The following is an 18578-nucleotide window of genomic DNA, read 5'->3' as shown; positions in this document are numbered from 1 at the left end:
AATACTTCAGTATTTCCCTTTTTTGCAACCTATTGACAATTATAGCTATTTATAGTAGTATGAAGGATAAAACAAATTGTAAATTTAAATCAAGGAGAAAAAGTGAGAAAGATAATGTTCTTTATACTGTGTTGCATTATGCTTACCATGGTAAAGGTGAGTATAGCTCAGACCCCATATGATTCATTATATGGAGCTTGTCCTGAGGGTGTTTACTTTAGAGAAGATGTCGTAGATCTTTGTTCTAAAGTAGCTGTTCAAAGCATTTTAATTGGTGGTTCACCTACTAATTGGATATTAAAGGAAGCTAAACTTTATGGCGATCCTAATAATCCAAGCGGCCCCGGTTATTATGTTCTAAGAACAAGCAGAAACCTGAAGGTTGGTAAAACCGTTATTATATATGCCCAGGTTGATAAAGAAACTTGGTTGCCTGCTGCTTTAGAAAGTTTCGATATAATTTCTGAAACAGATTTGGTGGATAATGGTTTAACCGGTAAAGAAAAATCATTTAACATTAAGGTGAAAGTTAATAATAACATTCGCTTTAATTTTACTGAGTAAGCAACGGATTGGTTTTAAGGTTTTGAAAGGGTAGCTCTACGGTCAAGACAAAGCAACATTAAGGGTTTCGCATTGTTTAACAACAACAGTGCGGGCCCTTATTTTTTTTGACTTTAGCCTATTTTTATGGTTTATTATAAGTATGAAAAGAGTCAAAAACAATCAATCATATATAGATCCAGGCATGGTAGTTGTGGCTAGCTTGTCTGTGGTTGGTGTTGCCTTATTAATCCTATCTCAAGTTGTTAGTCAACCAGGCGCAATCTTTTTATCGGCTATAGCTTGTTTGTTTGCGGCTTTTACTTTATTTCCTCAGCTCGGTCTTTATTTAACAGTTTTAGCCTTGCCTTTAATTAACTGGAACTTTTATGTTAAAGGTTTAATTATTCCTGCAGTTGATCTCGTGGCAGTAATTTCACTATTTGCTTTTTTATTCCGTGCTTTGGCCGACAAATTATTTTCAACCACAGAAAAAGTAAAAATCATTTTACCTTACGCAAAGTATTTCTTTGTGTTTTTTATTATCACTTTAGTATCTAGCGCTGTTAGTAAATATCCTGGTGAAGCTATTTGGTACAGCTTTAGATGGATTTTATTTTTCTACTTAGCCTATATTGTGGTTCCGGTGAATATAATAAACACTGAGAAGCGTTTGCGCTACGTTATAACTTTATTAGTAACCTCTGCTTCGGTTGTTGCCTTGATGGGCATTGCGTCTTTATTCTTTCAGGATTGGCAAAATACTTTTGTCCGCATTCAGCCAATTTTGTTATTTGGCATTTATCCTATCGGTTCCAACCAGAATTTAATTGCTGAGTTCTTAGTAGTAGCCGTCTTTTCTGTTTTGGCACTAAAATATTGGCGCGGCAAGGTTATCCGTAATAAGCTAATCACTATTTTATCGATTGTTTTAGCATTGGTGGCCTTAGGAACTTTCTCGCGTGCCGCTTGGATAGTTTTAGCCATGGGAATTTTCTTTTATTTTATTTATCAATCAAAAGAGTTTAAACGCCGTTATATTATTCCAGCCCTGCTCTCCCTTATTTTTATTGTTCCTTTTGCTTTCTATATGGTTAGACTACAAAGCCAATTTGACATTGGTGTTAGCTCAACCGAAAACCGTTTATTACTAAGTCAGATTGCGGTTAGCGCCTGGAAGGAAGAACCATTTTTTGGCAAAGGTTCAGGTGATTTCTATCGTTTAGTTGAAGAAAATATTCGTTTTAGAGCTAAGTATGGCGAACCGCTTGATTCGCATGGTATTTGGCAAAAAGTTTTAGCTGAGAACGGGGGACTAGGTGTTATTAGTTTTGCTGCTTTTTGCTTAGTTTTATTTTATGGCATTCACCAAGGTATCATGTTCCTTCGTCCAAGACGTGAATTAAAATTAGTTTTGCCATTAGCACTTGGTGCTACAGCTGGTTTTGTTTTTCAGTTTTTTAATACTTCTTATTACAAAGGCAAAATGTGGCTACCGATTGGTTTAACTTTGGCAGCAATTTATCTTTATAGCAAAAAGAAAAATGAACCCTCTTATGGAAAAGAAAAAAATTAAAATTGTCCACGTTATTCCTACGCTAGACTTGGGCGGCGCCGAACGTCTCTTGCTTGATATTGTTAATCGCGCCGATAAAGAAACTTTTTCTTTAACGGTTATTTGTTTTAAGCGCGGTGGAATTTGGGAAGAAGAAATTATTAAGAGCGGCGCTAAGCTTATTGTCTTACACAAAAAAGGTAAATTTGATTTTTCTAATTTAGTAAAACTTCGTCAAGCAATTTTAGCCGAAGAACCAGATATTGTTCACACTCATTTGGGCGGTGATATTTATGGTCGTTTCTTAGCTGGTTTAGCGGGCTTAAGAGTTGTCTCAACGGAACATAATTTAAATAAAGATGAATCTTTTGTAACCTCTATTTTAAAGCGTTTAACAGCGCCTTATGTTTCTTTGGTTATTGCAGTTTCAAGAGCCGTAGCACATGACGCTAAACTTCGTTACGGAATTAAATTAGAAAAAATTAAAGTAATCCATAATGGAATCGATTTAACAAGATTCAAAGCAGTCGAAACATTTAAAACTGAAACAGTTAAAATTGGCGCCGTCGGACGCTTGGTAGAACAAAAAGGTTTTATGACTTTAGTTGAAGCTTTAGGCTTAATGAAAGATAAAAAATTTGATTGTACGATTGTTGGTGCAGGTGTTCTTATGACTGCGCTTAAAGAAAAAGTAAATTCGCTGGGCTTAAGTTCTAAGGTTCATTTGGTTGGTTTAAGAAATGATATTCCTGAATTTTTGCAGACTCTAGATATTTTTGTTTTGCCGTCTTTGTGGGAAGGTCTTGGAATTGCTGCCTTAGAAGCCGGTGCTAGTGGTTTATCAGTTGTTGCTTCGAAAGTTGATGGTTTACCAGAAATTATTGATGATCAAGTTAATGGTCTACTTTTCAAAGTTAATGACGCCCGCGACCTAAAAGACAAAATTAGTTATTTGCTAGATAACAAAGATTTAGCTCGTACTTTTGGTCATCATTTAGCTAAAAAAGTTAATGAGCAGTTTGATGTGCTTGATATGGTTAAACAATACGAAATGGTATATAAATCTTTACTCAGTAAATAATTATGAAAATAATTCAAGTCAATAAATTTAATTATTTAAGGGGTGGAGCCGAAAAATACTTTTTGGCTGTAACTGACGAGTTAAGGCGCCGCGGACACGACGTAGCAGTTTTTTCAATGAAGCATCCAAAAAATCTTCCTTCACCATGGGATAAGTATTTTATTTCTCGTGTTAGTTTTAATGAAGGTGGTTTATGGAATAAAATTATTGGCATTGGCCGAACTTTATATAGCTTTGAAGCTAAACGAAAATTTTCTAAATTAGTTAAAGATTTTAAACCTGATATTATTCATGTTCATAATATTTATCATCATATTTCCCCTTCAATTTTAACTGTGGCACGAAAGCATAATATTCCTGTTATTATGCATTTGCATGATTATAAATTAATTTCACCTAATTATCAGCTCTATTCAAATAATAAGGTTTGTTATGATGGCGCGGCGCCAAACTACTTTAAGTGTGTTAGTAAAAAATGTTTTAAGGATTCATACTCTGCTAGCTTTTTAGTGGCTTTAGAAATGTTTTGGCATCATAAGGTTTTGAAAATTTATGAAAAAAATATAAAGCGCTACATAGCACCAAGCCATTTTATGAAAGATACTTGTGTTCGTTTTGGCGTGCCGGCTGATATGATTAATGTCTTGTATAATTTTATTGACGCAGCGCCTAAATTAGAAAACACAGCTGGAAATTATATGCTATACTTTGGTCGTTTGTCAGGCGAAAAGGGGATTGATGTTTTATTAAGAGCTTTAGCCAGATTAGATAAAACTACTATTTTAAAAATTGCTGGCACTGGTCCTGATGAAGAAAAATTGAAAGCTTTAACTAAAGAATTAAAATTAACTAAGCAGGTAGAATTTTTAGGACATCTTAATGGCAGCGATATTTCTGATTTAATTATCAAAGCAAGAGCCATTATTATTCCTTCAGTTTGGTTAGAAAATATGCCTTTTTCTCTTTTAGAATCATTAGCTTTTGGTAAGGTTGCGATCGTTTCAAATATTGGCGGTTTAGCTGAGTTAATTAAAGATGGCGTCAATGGATTTTCTTATCCAGCTCATGACATTAGTTCCTTAGCTAAAAAAATAGAAAGCTTAGAGCACGCTGATCTTGATAAGATTTCTCAGGCGGCCATGGAAACAGTTAAAGATTTAAGAATCGATAAGCATGTTGATGTCCTGCTGAAAATTTATGAAATGTCTAAATCGTAGGCTAATTACTTATTGTTTTATAATCTTGGCAGCTTTGATTCCAGCTGTTTCTTTTGCTAAGGACACATATCCAAAATTGTCTAACTATTATTTAAAATATTTTCAGTTAATAAATCAAAGTGACTATGATCAGTTAATGAAGTGGGATTTATTGATTTTACCTAATGAAGTAAGCATGTCTAATCCCGGCTTTTTAACAGCTTATAAGGCCGCACGACCGACTAATATGGCCTTAGCCTATGTTTATCCAGCCATGTCTTTGACTTTATCGCACACGCTTTACAATCGAATTAATTCCGAAAATTTATGGTTAAGAGATAAGTCAGGCAATCTATTACAGATTTGGTCTGGTCTATATGCGGTTAATCTAACTAAACCAGCTTGGCAAAGTATGAATCTTGATTTTGTATCAGACAAGATGAGCCAAGGTGCTTGGGATGGAATAATGTATGACACAGTTGATACTACGATTGATCGCTATAGTCGCAATGGAATTGATATTAATGGTGATGGCCAAGCTGAGCCGTCAGCTGTTTATAATGCGGCGTGGCAAAACGCTATGGCTGATTTATTTGCCAAAACCAGGCAAAGACTTGGTTCAAAAATTATTGTCATTAATGGTCAGTCTAATGACATTTATCAACCAAATGTTAATGGACGTATTTTTGAAATGTTTCCAACTCCTTGGGAAGGTAATGGTTCTTGGCAAGCTACAATGTATCAATATTTAAGACGCTTACCAGGAAAAAATCGTCAGCCGAATATTTATGTTATTAATGGCGGCACTAATAATACTGGCCGCATGGATGATTATCGAAAAGTTCGTTTTGGTTTAACTAGTGCTTTGTTGGGTGATGGTTATTTTTCTTTTGATTATGGTGATCAACGCCACGAACAATTATGGTGGTATGACGAATATGATATTGCTTTAGGTCGTGCTGAATCATCTTATTATAATCTTTTAGCGCCAACCGATGATTATGTTCGCGCAGGTTTATGGCGCCGCGATTTTGAAAATGGTGTTTCAATTGTTAACTCAACTGACAAACCACAATTATATATTTTCAAACGCGAACAGTTTCAAAAAATTACTGGTACGCAAGATAGAAATACTAATGATGGTTCTAACGTTAACTATGTAAGATTATTACCTAATGACGGTATTGTCATGCGTACGATAAAGCAAGATATTGTTGGTTCAGTTTTTTCAAATGGTAGCTTTGTTCGTATTTTTAATAATCAAGGCGCGCAAGAAAGAAATGGTTTTTTTGCTTATCGCGGCGACGTTAACCCAAATGCTTTAGTCTTGCTTGATGATTTGAATGGTGATGGCTTAAGAGATCGCTTAAGTGATCAGAACGGAACTCTAGTCGTTAATATTAATAGCAAAGGGATCACAAGAATAGCCCCTTTCGGCACAGCCTTCAAAGGTAAGCTTAGCTTTGCAGCTTATGATTTTAATAAAGACGGAAGTAAAGAAATTGTTGTGGCGCCAATGTCTGGCGGTGGCCCACATGTAAAAATTTATTCTATCACTGGTAAAGTTTTGAATCCTGGATTTTTTGTATTTGATAAAAATTTCCGTGGCGGCGTTAGTGTTGCTTTGGGCGATATCAATAACGACGGTAACGGAGAAATAGTTGTGGCACCAGGTAAAGGTTTACCACCAACGGTTAAAATATTAAATGATAAAGGCTCTTTGCTTAATTCATTTTTAGCTTATGATAAGAATTTTCGCGGTGGTGTTAATTTAGCCCTGGGCGACGCTAATAATGACGGAAAGAATGTTTTGGTGACCGGCGCCGCTAGTGGCGGGCCACACCTTAGGATATTTGATGATTTAGGTCGTTTGTGGGGCCAATTTATGGCCTATGACCCAGCAGCGGGCACTGGTATCACGGTTATGGTTGCTGATACTAATGGCGATGGTAAAAATGAAATTCTGGCTGGTACAACAAGTTTCTAATCAATTACATATTTGCTAAAATTATAAATAGTCCTACGCCTTCTTCTATGCTAGAGCATCGATAATAAAAGAAAGCTTCGGAACTATAAACAACCCCTATGCCAAGAAAAATTGTGTCTAAAAGTTTTAAGTCAGAGTCTTTCGTTACGCCAATTGTAAACGAAGGTAATTTTCTAATCAAAAAATCTAATCGTTTTATTGAGATTTTAAAAGCGCGGCATCAAAGGCATTATCGTGATAATAGTTTTCACCTTTGGGCTGATGTTCTATTAGCCAGTACTTTGTTTGGCTTGGTTGTTATTGTCTTTCTATTAGTTTTTTGGCAACCTAAAGCCGAGTTTTCTTTGGCTGGTAGCTTTGCTAGTTCTCGCATTTTAAGCGGTCAATCTGAAAATTTCACGATTGCTTATCAAAACGGAGAAGATGGTTTTATTAGTGGAACTAGTTTAAAACTTGTTTTACCTGATAATTTTATTCTTGAATCAGTTGAACCAAAAGGTTTTTTTGATGCTGAATCTAATACTTTTAATCTTGGTGATTTAAATAAAAACTATCGTGGCGAAATTCAATTAAAAGGCATAGTGCGCGGAGAAGTTGGGGATCGACAAGCAATTGGTTTGAACTTAACTTATCAATTTGGACAGGTCAGGAAACAATTGCTTGATTCAGTGGTTTATTTTGTTGACGGTTCAGCTATGGAGCTTAACCTAGAGGTGCCAAGTGAAACCTATAAAGATGTCTCATTTGATGGATCGGTTGAAATTAAAAATACGAGTCAAGCTAAGCTAGATAGTCTGGCAATTGCTTTTCCGAGCACAGATTGGCAAGTTAGTCCCGATGACATGACACTAGAGAATGGTCGCGTTGCAATACCTACTTTAGATCCAGGTGCTTCAACTAAAATTACTTTCTCAGCTATTAACAATCAAGGAAACAATAGTCAATTTATAGTTCAGGGATTATTTTTGATAGGGGATAAGACTTTAAAACAAGTCGAGATTTCTAAAAATATTTCAATTAGTGAACCAAGTCTTTATTTAAGTTCGAATTTTACATCTAAAGCTTTGTTGGGTGATACCGCTAATGCTAGTTTGAGCTATACAAATAATAGTCAATCGGACATTAGTAATTTAACTCTGGCTTTTGAAAGTAAACGCAATACTTTGTCGGTCGTTAATGTAACTACAAATAGTAATAGCTTCAGTTCGGTAAATAATACTTTGAACCACAATGGCAGTATCACGGCTGGAGATAGAAAAGTATTTGATGCCATGATCAAGCTTCAGCATAATGGAACGAGCCTAAATGATTTTGTTAACTTGAATATTGTTGTGTCATACACAATGGATAATAAATCCTTCAAATATTCTGTGCCAATGCCCAAGTTAAAAATCAATTCAAATATTTCGGTGAGTTCTGCGGGCTACTATTATGGACCACAGGGTGATCAACTCGGCATCGGTCCACTTCCGCCTAAAGTTGATATTCCTACGACCTATTGGGTAATCTGGGAAGCCAATAATCTTGGCAATGATTTATCAGACTTTGAAGTCTCGGCTGACTTACCAATTAACGTTGTTTGGCTGGACCAGAAGAGCGTGGTAGCCGGTGATGTGACTTATTCGCCGGTTAGTCGCCGCATTCTCTGGCGAGCCGACAAAATAGCACAGACTGGAGGCAATTATCGAGTTAGCTTTGCTATTAGCCTAGTGCCTCGCAGTCAAGACCTGGGAACAGAGCCAATTTTGCTGTCAAACATCAAATTTAGCGCCAAAGACTTATATACCGATGATATTATATCTAAGAATTTGGCTAATATTACAACAAATATTGAGCAAGACCGCAAAGCAACTGGTAAGGGTAAGGTTGAGCCTTTAGAGTAATAAAAATAAGGGTAAAATAAAGAATAGTCAGGAGCAGCTTGCTCTTGACTATTTTTTGTAATTATGGTAACATAGTAAATTAAATTAATTAAAACATTAAGACTTTTAGCAATTTGTACTATTTGCAACGCTTGGTCGTTATGCATTTTGTCAGTATATTTTTAGTCTACCAGTCTGATTTTAAAAAATTGAAAATCATATGAAAAAAATTATTTTTTCTTTAGTCATAGCCGCTATGTTAGCTGGCGCTTTAGTTCCAACACCTGGAGCTCAAAGTCGTGTTAAATCATATAGTTCAGGTAATGCAACTTACTACAACGATTTTGTTGTTGTTGGTACCACTAACAGTGGCTTGCTTGAAATATTTAAAATTAATCAATCCGGCAATCTACAAAAATTTGTCAGTCTTAAAGCTTATAACCAACGCTTTGGTACTGAACAGGATTTTTATGATGTAATGTTGCGTGTTGAAAGTGGCCGTCTCTTTGCTTATGCAGTTGATGGACGCTCTCTATATAAATACGACATTAGTGATCTTAACAAAGCTTTACGCGTTAGCGTAGTTGAAGATGCTAGTTGGGATTGGTTTGGTGCTTTAACAAGCATTAATGGAAAAGTTGCTACAGTTGGATCTCGTGGCATCAAAGTTTGGAATAGCAACTTGGCTGTTGTTGATTCTTTCTCAGTAGTCAACAAAGGCAATAGCACAAATAATTACAATATTAGTCCAGCAGGTTCAGATAAATTCCTATTCAATGTTTTTGATAACAAAATTAATATTTTTGATCGTGAAGCCCGCGTTGCTTTAACCACTGTTCCTCTAACTTTTAATTGGGGAAGCGGTTGGTATAAGCGCTCAGTTTATAATGACAAGGTTGATAACTCAGTTTACGTAGTTGATGATGAATCTTTAAAAAAAATTAACTTCAATGGCGAAATTGTAAAAAGTTTCCGCCATACCGGTCCTTTAGGTTATGACGTTCTTCCATCAGCTGATGGTGGTTATGTATATTTCTCTGATGGTATTGGTATTGTTAAATTGCGCAAGAGTGACCTTAGCGTTGCCGCCTATACTTATACAACTGAGTTAGGTGTTGGTAATGGTTGGGCCATGGGATTGCAAACTGTTCAAACTGATAACGGAGAAAAGGTTGTTGTCTTTAACAGCACTTCAATTATTGTTTTGGATTCAAACTTAAAACCAATTAAGAACTCTAATGGTAACGTAGCTTTCGTAGCTGCTACTATTGAAGATTCTTTCCCGGAAATTACCGAAGCCTTATTCTTGGGCGTTGATAAAAACCGAGCAGCCGCTGGTTCTAAAATAATGTTACGCGGTGGTGGTTTTGGTAAAGATGAATCATTGGTGGTTGATTTTGCTGGAACTCAATTTATGGCTGATGCTGGTCCAGACGGTCGTTTTACCAAAGAATTAACAGTTCCTACTTTAAAAGCCGGTGTAAATACTGCTGATATTAAGGTTTCCGGCATGAGCACAGCTTATACTTATAGCATTGGTTTTAGGGTTGAATAAGCCATTATTAAAGCGATTTGCTTTCTATTGACAGAAGAATAGATATGTGGTATTGTAAGAGATTACAATATACCGTATATAAATTATGAAAATTATATTTATTGGACAAAAAGGTCTTCCTTCTTTAAGCGGCGGCGTTGAAAAACACGTTGAAGAGTTAGCTGTACGCTTAGCAGGACGTGGTCATGAAGTTATGGCCTACACCAGACCTCATTATACAGACCCTAAACTTACTGACTATAAAGGCGTTGAGCTTGTTAGTCTGCCAAGTTTAAAGACAAAAAATCTTGATGCTATAAGTCATACTTTTTTAGCTTGTTTAGACTTGTTCCGTCAGAAAGCTGATATCATTCATTTCCATTCAATTGGTCCATCTTCTTTGATTTGGTTAGCTAGAATTATTAAGCCAAGCGCTAAAATTATTTCTACTTTCCATTGTCAGGATTATTATCACCAGAAATGGAACTTCTTTGGTCGTATTTATTTAAAGTTTGGCGAATGGATGTCTTGTCACGCAGCTGATATGACAATTACTGTTTCCGAATCTTTACAAGATTACGCTTTGAAAGCCTATGGTGTAACAACTGATTATATTCCTAACGGAGTACCAGTAGCTGATCTTAAAGAGGCTAATGAAATTACCAAGCTTTGGAATCTAAACAAAGATTCTTATGTCTTAACTGTTTCTCGTTTTGTTCGTCATAAGGGTTTACATTATTTAATCAATGCTTTCCGTAATACTATAACAGACAAGAAATTAGTTATTGTTGGTGAAGGCGCTTTTACTGATGACTATGTTAAAGAATTAAAAGCTTTAGCTAAGGGTGATGATCGCATTATATTTACTGGCGCTCAGCATGGTGATGTCTTGAAAGAATTATTATCTAATGCCTATTTGTTTGTTCAACCATCTGAATCTGAAGGTTTATCAATTGCTTTGCTTGAAGCTATGTCTTATGGCAAAACTGCTCTAGTAAGCGATATTGCTGAGAACAAAGAGGCGATTGCTAAGGCTGGTATTACTTTTCGTTCTAAAGATACAACTGATTTAGCTATTAGACTTAATGAATTGTTACTTGATCCAGCTCGAGTTGCCTTACTAGGCGAACAAGCTAAGCAAAGAGCAATTAGTGAATATAATTGGGAAAACATTGTGTCTGCTACTGAGGAGACTTACGCCGTGGTTATAGCTTCTGCTTTAACTCAGAACTTTAAACGCCGCAGTATTGCTGCCAGACTTTCCATGTTACTTTAAATCTATTTTCTGCCCCGATATAAAATCGGGACAGTGTAATGGATTGAAAGTCCAGTGTTACATCATAAAACGATGTATTGAAAAACAAGTTATTTATTAAAATAATTTTATAAACTAAACAACAAGGAGATAAAATGAAAAGATTCAGAAATCTTTCCATAATGGTTTTTCTGTTAGCCATAATAACAGTTTCGTTGGTGAATATATATGGATGTGGTGACAACGCACCTTTATCGCCAACCAGTATTGAGAATCAGGGCAGCAGCTATCTTTCTTTAAGCTTAAAAGATTCGCTAACCAACACTCAGCTTATAGGCGACTCGGGTTATGTCGGTCAGGTTTTGATTGTAGTTGGTACGATTAACATTCCAAATGCAACTTCAGTTACATGGAGAATTTCATTTGGTAATGGTACAATCTTTAATGGAACTGGATTTACAGCCGTTGGCGGTAATAAATATCTTTCTGCAGGAATCTATAATATCCTTTTAGAGGCCTGGGATCAGAATAATGTTTACTATCACACTAACCCAAAACCTTTTTATGTTTTGGCTTATCAAGGTAATTTATTACCTGTATTTAAGGTGATATCTTCGGTGCCAGTTCCGAACACAAACTTACGAGACTACACTCTTGGTTTCTTAAGAAGAGCGATCGTTGCATGCACACCGACTATACCATTCTTTGCAGATACGCTAAATAATTCTTGGAACATTACTCCTTTCCCTAATCCGGCAGATACGAGTGATGGATATTTGAAGATTGTTAAGCGATTCGCTGACAACGAAATTGATGCATTTACCTTTGGTGGTAGCTACTCAAACGGTTGTTACGCTTGGATAGCTCCTAATTTACCATTTTGGACTTCTGCATATTTTAGGATGTATGGTAATAGTCAAAAACTTTACGCCAGATTTAACGGTGGCGTAGCGTATACTTTGGACAATCCAGCACCCTCTTCGTTGCCGGGCATATTTGGTGATAGCGGAAGCGTTGCCACGACACGCGTAGGGGTTAATTCTACAAGAGATACGATATATGTATATCTTTGTAAGCTAAGAGCTTCTGGAGTTAACAACGCTTATTGCACTGAAAACATTCACGGCATGGGAACTAATCAGGTTGTCTATGATACCCCTGGTTATCCCGACTGGTGGTATATTAAGTTTTCTATTAATGCATTGCCATCAAACACACCTTTTACCTACCGTTATGGTACCTCTAATGGCCTGGCAAACATGTCAATGTCATATATGTGGAATCCCATCAATAGTTGGTTGGAGTTTCTTCCAACGACAATCGGTGATAACTTAAACATATATATTCCGGGACAAAAGAAGACAATTAGTATTAAGTTGCCTAAGTAGCGTAAATCAGTACATTCTAAATCTCGTAATCATACGAGAACACCCCTTATCTAAAATATACATTAGGTAAGGGGTTGTTTTTTTATCCATTCGATTTATGCTAAACTGATTTTATGAATCTATATTTAAACACAGCCAAAAACTCAGTAATTTTAGTCGAGCTCAGAGAAGCTAAAAAGGTCATTATTTCTAAGGAAATAGAGGCTAAGCATCGCCAGGCCGAGAAGCTAATTCCATTAGTCGATTCTTTGCTTAAAGCTAAGAAAAAAAGCTTGTCAGATATTAAAAATATTATTGTAGAAAACAAAGGCGAAGGCTTTACATCGTTAAGAATTGGAGTTACAACTGCCAATGCTTTGGCTTATGCTTTAGGTGCTATTTTGGAAACCCCAAAACAGGGGAGAGTGAAGTTTGCGAAGCCTGAATATGAGCGTCCACCTAGCATAACTTTGAAGAAATAATACTTACTGTGGATAAGCTTTAGGCTCTAGACAAAACAGCTAAAAATCATCTGTGCATAATTGCCCAGATGTTTTATTTTTATTGAGAAAAGCTTAATAAATATTAATTGTTAGAAGCTATGTATTTGTTGATTGACCAGTGTATAAAAATGGTGTAAAATTATAGTGTAAAGGGGAAAAGTGGGGAATTGTGGATAAGTACCCGATTAAGCTTAAATAAATGTTTATTGGTGAATACAACCATAGCTTAGACGACAAGGGAAGATTAGCTATTCCTGCCAAGTTCCGCCAACTTTTGCGGACTGGATCTGTTGTAACCAAAGGGCTAGATGATTGTTTAGTTATTTATCCAAAAAAAGAATGGGATAAATTAGCCGATAAGATTTCTTCTTTGCCATTTAACAAAACTAACGATCGATCTTTAGCCCGTTTTATTTTAGCTGGAGCTTCTGAAGCTGATTTTGATAATCAAGGAAGAATTACCTTGCCAGAACATCTAAGAAAGTTTTGTTCGCTAAACAAGAAAGCCGTGATTGCTGGTTTGTATAATCGTTTAGAAATTTGGAATGAAACAGCTTGGAATTCTTATAAAGCTAAAACTGAAAAACAGAGTAACCAGATTGCTGAAGCTTTGGGAGAGATAAACTAATTTTATAATTTTATAATTTTGTATTTTTTAATTTTTAGTTAATTTTTAATGCTCTAATATAAAAATTAAAAATTCAAGAGTTAATTATAAAATTACAAAATTAAAAATTATAAAATTACAGTAATGTACAACCACATCCCAGTCTTACTTGAAGAAGCGATTGAATATCTTGATCCAAAGCCAGGAGAGCTAATTGCTGATTGTACTTTGGGTGGTGGTGGATATACGAGCGAGATAGCTAAGCGGGTAGGGAAGAATGGTCAGGTGATTGCGATTGACCTGGATGAAACCGCTATTAACAATGCCAAATTAAAGACTGCCCAATTGGGCTTAGACAATATATCGTTTTACCATGCTAATTTTCGAGAGCTTGAAAAAATTATTAAAGAAGACTTTAGCCAAACGTCGAACAGCCGTTTGGCTGGTCTTGTCTTTGATTTGGGTTTATCATCAGCTCAACTCGAAGATAGCTCTAGAGGATTTTCTTTTCAGACGGATGATCCGTTAAACATGGCTTTTGGTTCTTTAATAGATTCACGTCGCACAGAAGAGATTGTTAATACAACACCAGTTTCAGAATTGGCTAGTATTTTAAGGGAGTACGGGGAAGAGCGATTCGCTCTACAGATTGCTCGCTCAATTGCTTTTGTTCGTCGCGATAAACCAATTACTACTACCGGAGAGCTAGTGGCTGCAATTTCTCGAGCAGTGCCAGGCTCATATCGTCGCTCACGTTTGCATTTTGCCACTAGAACTTTTCAGGCCTTGAGAATCGCAACGAACGAAGAGTTAGAAAGTTTGAAAATTTTACTTCATAGTTTAAAAGACATTCTGCCGAGCGGTTCTCGAATCGTGGCGATTTCTTTTCATAGTCTTGAAGATAGAATTGTTAAACAATTTTTTAAAACAGAATCACGTGATTGCATCTGCCCACCAAGTATTCCGCTCTGCGTTTGTGATCACAAAGCTTGGCTAAAGATTTTAACCAAGAAAGCAATTGGCGCATCACCCGAAGAAATTTCTTCTAACCCAAGATCAAGAAGTGCTAAATTGCGAGCCGCTATTACTCTTTAATTATTTTTCAAAATAAAAACAAATAAACTCATATGACCAACGCTCCTCAGGTTCAAAAGTCAATTCTACTTACAAAAATAAATACTTTTTTACTAGTTGCTGTTATTGCTGTCGCTGGAGCACACTTTTTAGTGGTTAATGATTTATCTACCCGCGGCTTTGTCTTTAAGGATTTAAAATCAAAAGCTAACCAGCTATTAACTGATCGTCAGGGCATGGAAACCAGTATTTCATCGATTAGCTCCTATCAAAACATTAATCCTCGAATACAGTCAATGCACTTAGTTGCGGCTGATAATATTCATTATATAAGCTGGGATAAGTACATGGTGGCCCGAAAATAATGAACCGATCAAAATATGATGATACTCGGCCAGCAGCCAAGAGTTAAAAACAAAGAAATTTCTTCCCCTAACCGCGTGGCATTAGTTGCTACGTTGGTTTTTTTATTAGCCCTTGCTTTGATTGGTCGCCTTGCTTATCTGCAAATTATCGATCATGGGCATTATTCATCCTTAGCTGAAGGGCAGCATAATACTTCTTATGAGCTTTTGCCTGATCGCGGCAAGATTTTTATTCAGGAAAACTCTTTAGTAAATAATTCAGGCCTTTATCCAATTGCAATTAACAAAGAGTTTGCTTTGATCTACGCAATTCCTAAAAATATTGAAAATGCAGAAGATACGGCTGACAAGTTATATAAATTTTTCCAGGAAGAAAAAGTTAAACAAGAAGTTGATCTAGCGCTTAAACAAGAGAAAGAAGATGGGTTAAAGAAAGAGTTGGCCATCTTAGATTCTGTTCCAGAAGCTGAAAGAGCGGCAAAAAAAGTAGAAATTGAAGCAGCTTATGCAGCCTTAATGCTCGATCCGGTTTATCTTGATTCTCAAAATCAGAAGAGAGAAGAAATGATAAAATCAAAGCAACATGAATTGACTCAAAAATATTTAGATTCGCTAAATCGAAGTGACTCAATTTATGCTCCATTAGAAAAAAAGATTGACGATGAAAAACTTAAAAGTTTTTATATTTTTATGTCAGGCCGAACTGATTTAACAAACGTTGATTTAGATATTAAAGATGGAAAAATATTAATTAAGAAAGAAGAAAACAAAGAATTAGTTTTGCCAGGTCTGGCTTATTCAATGGCGCCTTATCGATTCTATCCAGAAAATAATATTGGGGCTCATATTTTAGGTTTTGCAAATTATGAAGATGATGAGCAACATGGTCGTTACGGCTTAGAAGGATTTTTTGATAACGAGTTATTTGGTAAGTATGGTAGCGTTACGGCTGAGCGCGGCGCCGGTGGAACTATGATTGTAAACAATCGTCAGTACAATAAAAAAGAAGATGGCTCAAGTTTAGTCTTAACAATTGATCGTAGCGCTCAATTTACGGCTTGTCGTTTGTTGGATGAATCTGTAAAAAAACATCGCGCTGCTGGAGGTAGTGTTATCGTCGTTGATCCGAAAACCGGGGCTATACTTGTAATGTGTTCGGCGCCGGATTTTGATCCTAATAATTATCAAGACGTCGCTAATATAAAAGTTTTTAATAATCCAGCGGTCTTTGCTCAATATGAACCAGGCTCAGTTTTCAAAGCCATTACTATGGCAGCGGCGCTTGATTCTGACAAAGTAACGCCAGATACAACTTATCAAGACAACGGACAGATAATGATTAAAGGTTGGCCAAAACCAATCAAAAACTCTGACTTTGCTACACACGGTGGGCACGGTAAAACTACTATGACAACAGTGTTAGAGCAATCGCTTAATACCGGCGCTATCTTTGCCATGGAACAAGTTGGCCATCAAGACTTTGCTGATTATGTTAAACGTTTCGGTTTTGGTGAAAAAACCGGCATTGAATTAGAAGGGGAGAGTTCAGGCAATATTAAGAGTATTACCGGTTTATTTACTAAAGAAATTGCTGCGGCTACAGCATCCTTTGGTCAAGGTATTACTGTTACACCATTGCAAATGGTAATGTCGTACGCTGCTATTGCCAACGGCGGAAATTTAATGAAACCATATATCGTTAAAGAAGTTATTGCCCCTGATGGTACTCGCCTCACAACACAGCCTTCAATCACTCGTAGGGTCATTTCTGAGCGTACAGCGGCCATTTTATCAGGTATGTTGGTTAATGTAGTGGAAAACGGTCACTCCAAAGGCATGCAGTTTCCAGGCTATTATGTAGCTGGTAAAACCGGTACTGCTCAGGTGGCATCAGAAAATGGTGGTGGATATGGTGGCAAATTAGATCATACCTTTGTTGGCTTTGCGCCAGCTAATAATGCTTCGTTTGTTATATTGACCGAACTGGATAATCCTGCCGCCATGTATGCTGAATCAACGGCTGTGCCTTTGGCTCATGATATCAGTAAATTTTTGATAAATCATTGGCAGATTAAACAAGACCGCCCTATTGAAACTCCTAAGAAAAAATGATAGTATCATTAATCATTTAATATGTTTAAAAGTTTACTACAAAAGATATTAGCCATGTTGGCTCGCAAAGTAATTTTGGCTCGTCAACCAGAAATTATTGGCGTAACCGGCTCTGTCGGAAAAACCAGTACTAAAGAAGCAATCACAAAAGTTTTAGAAAAAAACTTTCAAGTTCGCGGCGCCTATAAAAATTATAATAATGAAATCGGCTTGCCATTGACAGTTCTTGGTGCAGTTTCAGCTGGCAAGAATATATTTGCCTGGTTCAAAATATTTAAGCGTAGTTTTGCCTTAATGAACAAAGAGTCTAAATTAGACTATCCAGAGTTTTTGATTTTAGAAATGGGAATCGATCGACCAAATGATATGGATTATTTGCTTAGTATAATTCGTCCGACTCGCGCGGTTATCACCAAGCTTGGTCAAGCGCATTTAGAATTTTTTAATTCTCTTGATCAACTTCATGCTGAGAAAATGAAATTAGCTCGTGCTTTACCTGAGACAGGTTGGATTATTTATAATTATGATGATGAAAATTTAAGAAACATCGTTAAAACATTACCCCGCCAGTCTCTTGGTTATGGATTTTCAGAAGGTGCTGATGTTATGGCAGAAAATATTTCTACTTCACAAGGTATGATCAACCAGGCTGAAGCAGGTATTTCTTTTAAGATGAAATTAGACGGTTCAAATATTCCAGTCTTCTTGCCTGGCGTGATTGGTCGTCCTCCGATTTATTCAGCTTTAGCCGCCGCGGCTGTGGCTTTAAGCTATGGCTTAAATGGTTTAGAAATATCAGAAGCATTGAAAAATGTTCGCCAGCCAGCTGGTCGCCTACAATTAATCAATGGTAAAAATGGCACCTTAATTATTGATGATACATATAATTCTTCGCCAGACTCAGTTTTAGAAGGTTTAGCTGCTATACCAGAAATTCCTATGGAATTACGTAAAAGAGTTTGGGCAGTATTAGGCGATATGAAAGAATTAGGCGCTTTAAGTGATAAAGGGCATGAAGATGTTGGTAAGGCTGTAGCTAAAAAGGCTGACAGTTTAGTAGCGGTTGGTGAACAAGCCAAAATCATTCTAGATTCCGCTTCAAAAGCTGGCTTGAAAGATGTTTATCATTTTAATAATTCGCTAGAAGCCGCTGACTTTTTAGAGCATGAAATTAAGGCTGGTGATCTATTGTTTATAAAAGGTTCTCAATCAATGCGCATGGAAAAGGTTGTTAAACGCTTAATGAAAGATCAGGCTAGAGCTAGTGAATTGTTAACCAGACAAGGGGAGGAGTGGAGGGATAAATAGGGTGATTTTAGGGTCCGTTGACAAAAATATCAAATAATGTTATTATCAAGCCTATAAAAAGTGTTATTAAAAATTGAAAGGAATTTAAATGAGTTTATCATTTTTATTTGTATTAGCATTAGGAGTGCTAATTGGTAATTGGTTAATCGTTCCTCTGTTCAAAGGAACAAGGCCTTCTAAAGAAAGTTTCATATTCGGAACGCTTGCCGGTATAGTTTCATTTTTGATT

General features: G+C 36.3%; 15 protein-coding genes. All 15 read left to right on the top strand.

Annotation, left to right across the window (positions count from 1 at the left end; all coding sequences use genetic code 11):
* The first annotated feature begins 138 nt into the window (after positions 1-138).
* The 15 genes from NTY12_03265 to NTY12_03195 all read left to right on the top strand — a co-directional run bounded on the left by NTY12_03265 (position 139) and on the right by NTY12_03195 (position 18349).
* The gene (locus tag NTY12_03265) at positions 139-564 is read left to right on the top strand and encodes a hypothetical protein (GenBank protein ID MCX6793022.1); all 426 of its coding nucleotides are present in this window, start codon (positions 139-141) and stop codon (positions 562-564) included.
* Between the two features lie 142 nt (positions 565-706).
* Positions 707-2119 (top strand): O-antigen ligase family protein, encoded by a 1413-nt coding sequence (locus NTY12_03260; GenBank protein ID MCX6793021.1) that lies wholly within the window; start codon positions 707-709, stop codon positions 2117-2119.
* The gene (locus NTY12_03255; GenBank protein MCX6793020.1) at positions 2100-3179 is read left to right on the top strand and encodes a glycosyltransferase; all 1080 of its coding nucleotides are present in this window, start codon (positions 2100-2102) and stop codon (positions 3177-3179) included. The genes NTY12_03260 and NTY12_03255 overlap by 20 nt, the downstream gene beginning before the upstream one ends.
* Positions 3180-3181: 2 nt before the next feature.
* Positions 3182-4396, top strand: coding sequence for a glycosyltransferase (locus NTY12_03250; protein ID MCX6793019.1), 1215 nt, complete (start codon positions 3182-3184; stop codon positions 4394-4396).
* Complete coding sequence (locus NTY12_03245) at positions 4377-6362, top strand: putative glycoside hydrolase (GenBank protein MCX6793018.1); 1986 nt, start codon at positions 4377-4379, stop codon at positions 6360-6362. Before NTY12_03250 ends, NTY12_03245 begins: the two co-directional genes overlap by 20 nt.
* Positions 6363-6460: 98 nt before the next feature.
* Positions 6461-8245, top strand: coding sequence for a hypothetical protein (locus NTY12_03240; GenBank protein ID MCX6793017.1), 1785 nt, complete (start codon positions 6461-6463; stop codon positions 8243-8245).
* A gap of 199 nt (positions 8246-8444) precedes the next feature.
* Positions 8445-9779 carry a hypothetical protein gene (locus NTY12_03235; protein MCX6793016.1) on the top strand — a complete coding sequence of 445 codons (1335 nt, stop codon included), beginning with the start codon at positions 8445-8447 and terminating at the stop codon, positions 9777-9779.
* 85 nt (positions 9780-9864) lie between these two features.
* Entirely contained in the window at positions 9865-11034 is a 1170-nt protein-coding gene (locus tag NTY12_03230) for a glycosyltransferase family 4 protein (protein MCX6793015.1), read from the top strand.
* 134 nt (positions 11035-11168) lie between these two features.
* Positions 11169-12401, top strand: a complete 1233-nt coding sequence (locus tag NTY12_03225; protein MCX6793014.1) for a hypothetical protein — start codon at positions 11169-11171, stop codon at positions 12399-12401.
* A gap of 113 nt (positions 12402-12514) precedes the next feature.
* Positions 12515-12862: a hypothetical protein gene (locus tag NTY12_03220; GenBank protein ID MCX6793013.1), complete on the top strand. Its 348-nt coding sequence runs from the start codon at positions 12515-12517 to the stop codon at positions 12860-12862.
* Between the two features lie 220 nt (positions 12863-13082).
* Positions 13083-13511 (top strand): division/cell wall cluster transcriptional repressor MraZ, encoded by a 429-nt coding sequence (gene mraZ, locus NTY12_03215; protein ID MCX6793012.1) that lies wholly within the window; start codon positions 13083-13085, stop codon positions 13509-13511.
* Between the two features lie 123 nt (positions 13512-13634).
* Entirely contained in the window at positions 13635-14585 is a 951-nt protein-coding gene (gene rsmH, locus NTY12_03210) for a 16S rRNA (cytosine(1402)-N(4))-methyltransferase RsmH (protein ID MCX6793011.1), read from the top strand.
* Positions 14586-14617: 32 nt separating this feature from the next.
* Positions 14618-14929: a hypothetical protein gene (locus NTY12_03205; protein MCX6793010.1), complete on the top strand. Its 312-nt coding sequence runs from the start codon at positions 14618-14620 to the stop codon at positions 14927-14929.
* Positions 14930-14944: 15 nt separating this feature from the next.
* The gene (locus NTY12_03200; protein ID MCX6793009.1) at positions 14945-17041 is read left to right on the top strand and encodes a penicillin-binding protein 2; all 2097 of its coding nucleotides are present in this window, start codon (positions 14945-14947) and stop codon (positions 17039-17041) included.
* Positions 17042-17062: 21 nt separating this feature from the next.
* Positions 17063-18349 carry a UDP-N-acetylmuramoyl-tripeptide--D-alanyl-D-alanine ligase gene (locus tag NTY12_03195; protein MCX6793008.1) on the top strand — a complete coding sequence of 429 codons (1287 nt, stop codon included), beginning with the start codon at positions 17063-17065 and terminating at the stop codon, positions 18347-18349.
* Positions 18350-18578: the final 229 nt, after the last annotated feature.

The sequence above is a fragment of the Candidatus Falkowbacteria bacterium genome (assembly GCA_026396835.1).
GTDB lineage: Bacteria > Patescibacteriota > Patescibacteriia > Patescibacteriales > Patescibacteriaceae > Patescibacterium.
The sequence above is the reverse complement of the archived record's forward strand: the minus strand, read 5'-3'. Positions and strand labels throughout refer to the sequence as shown.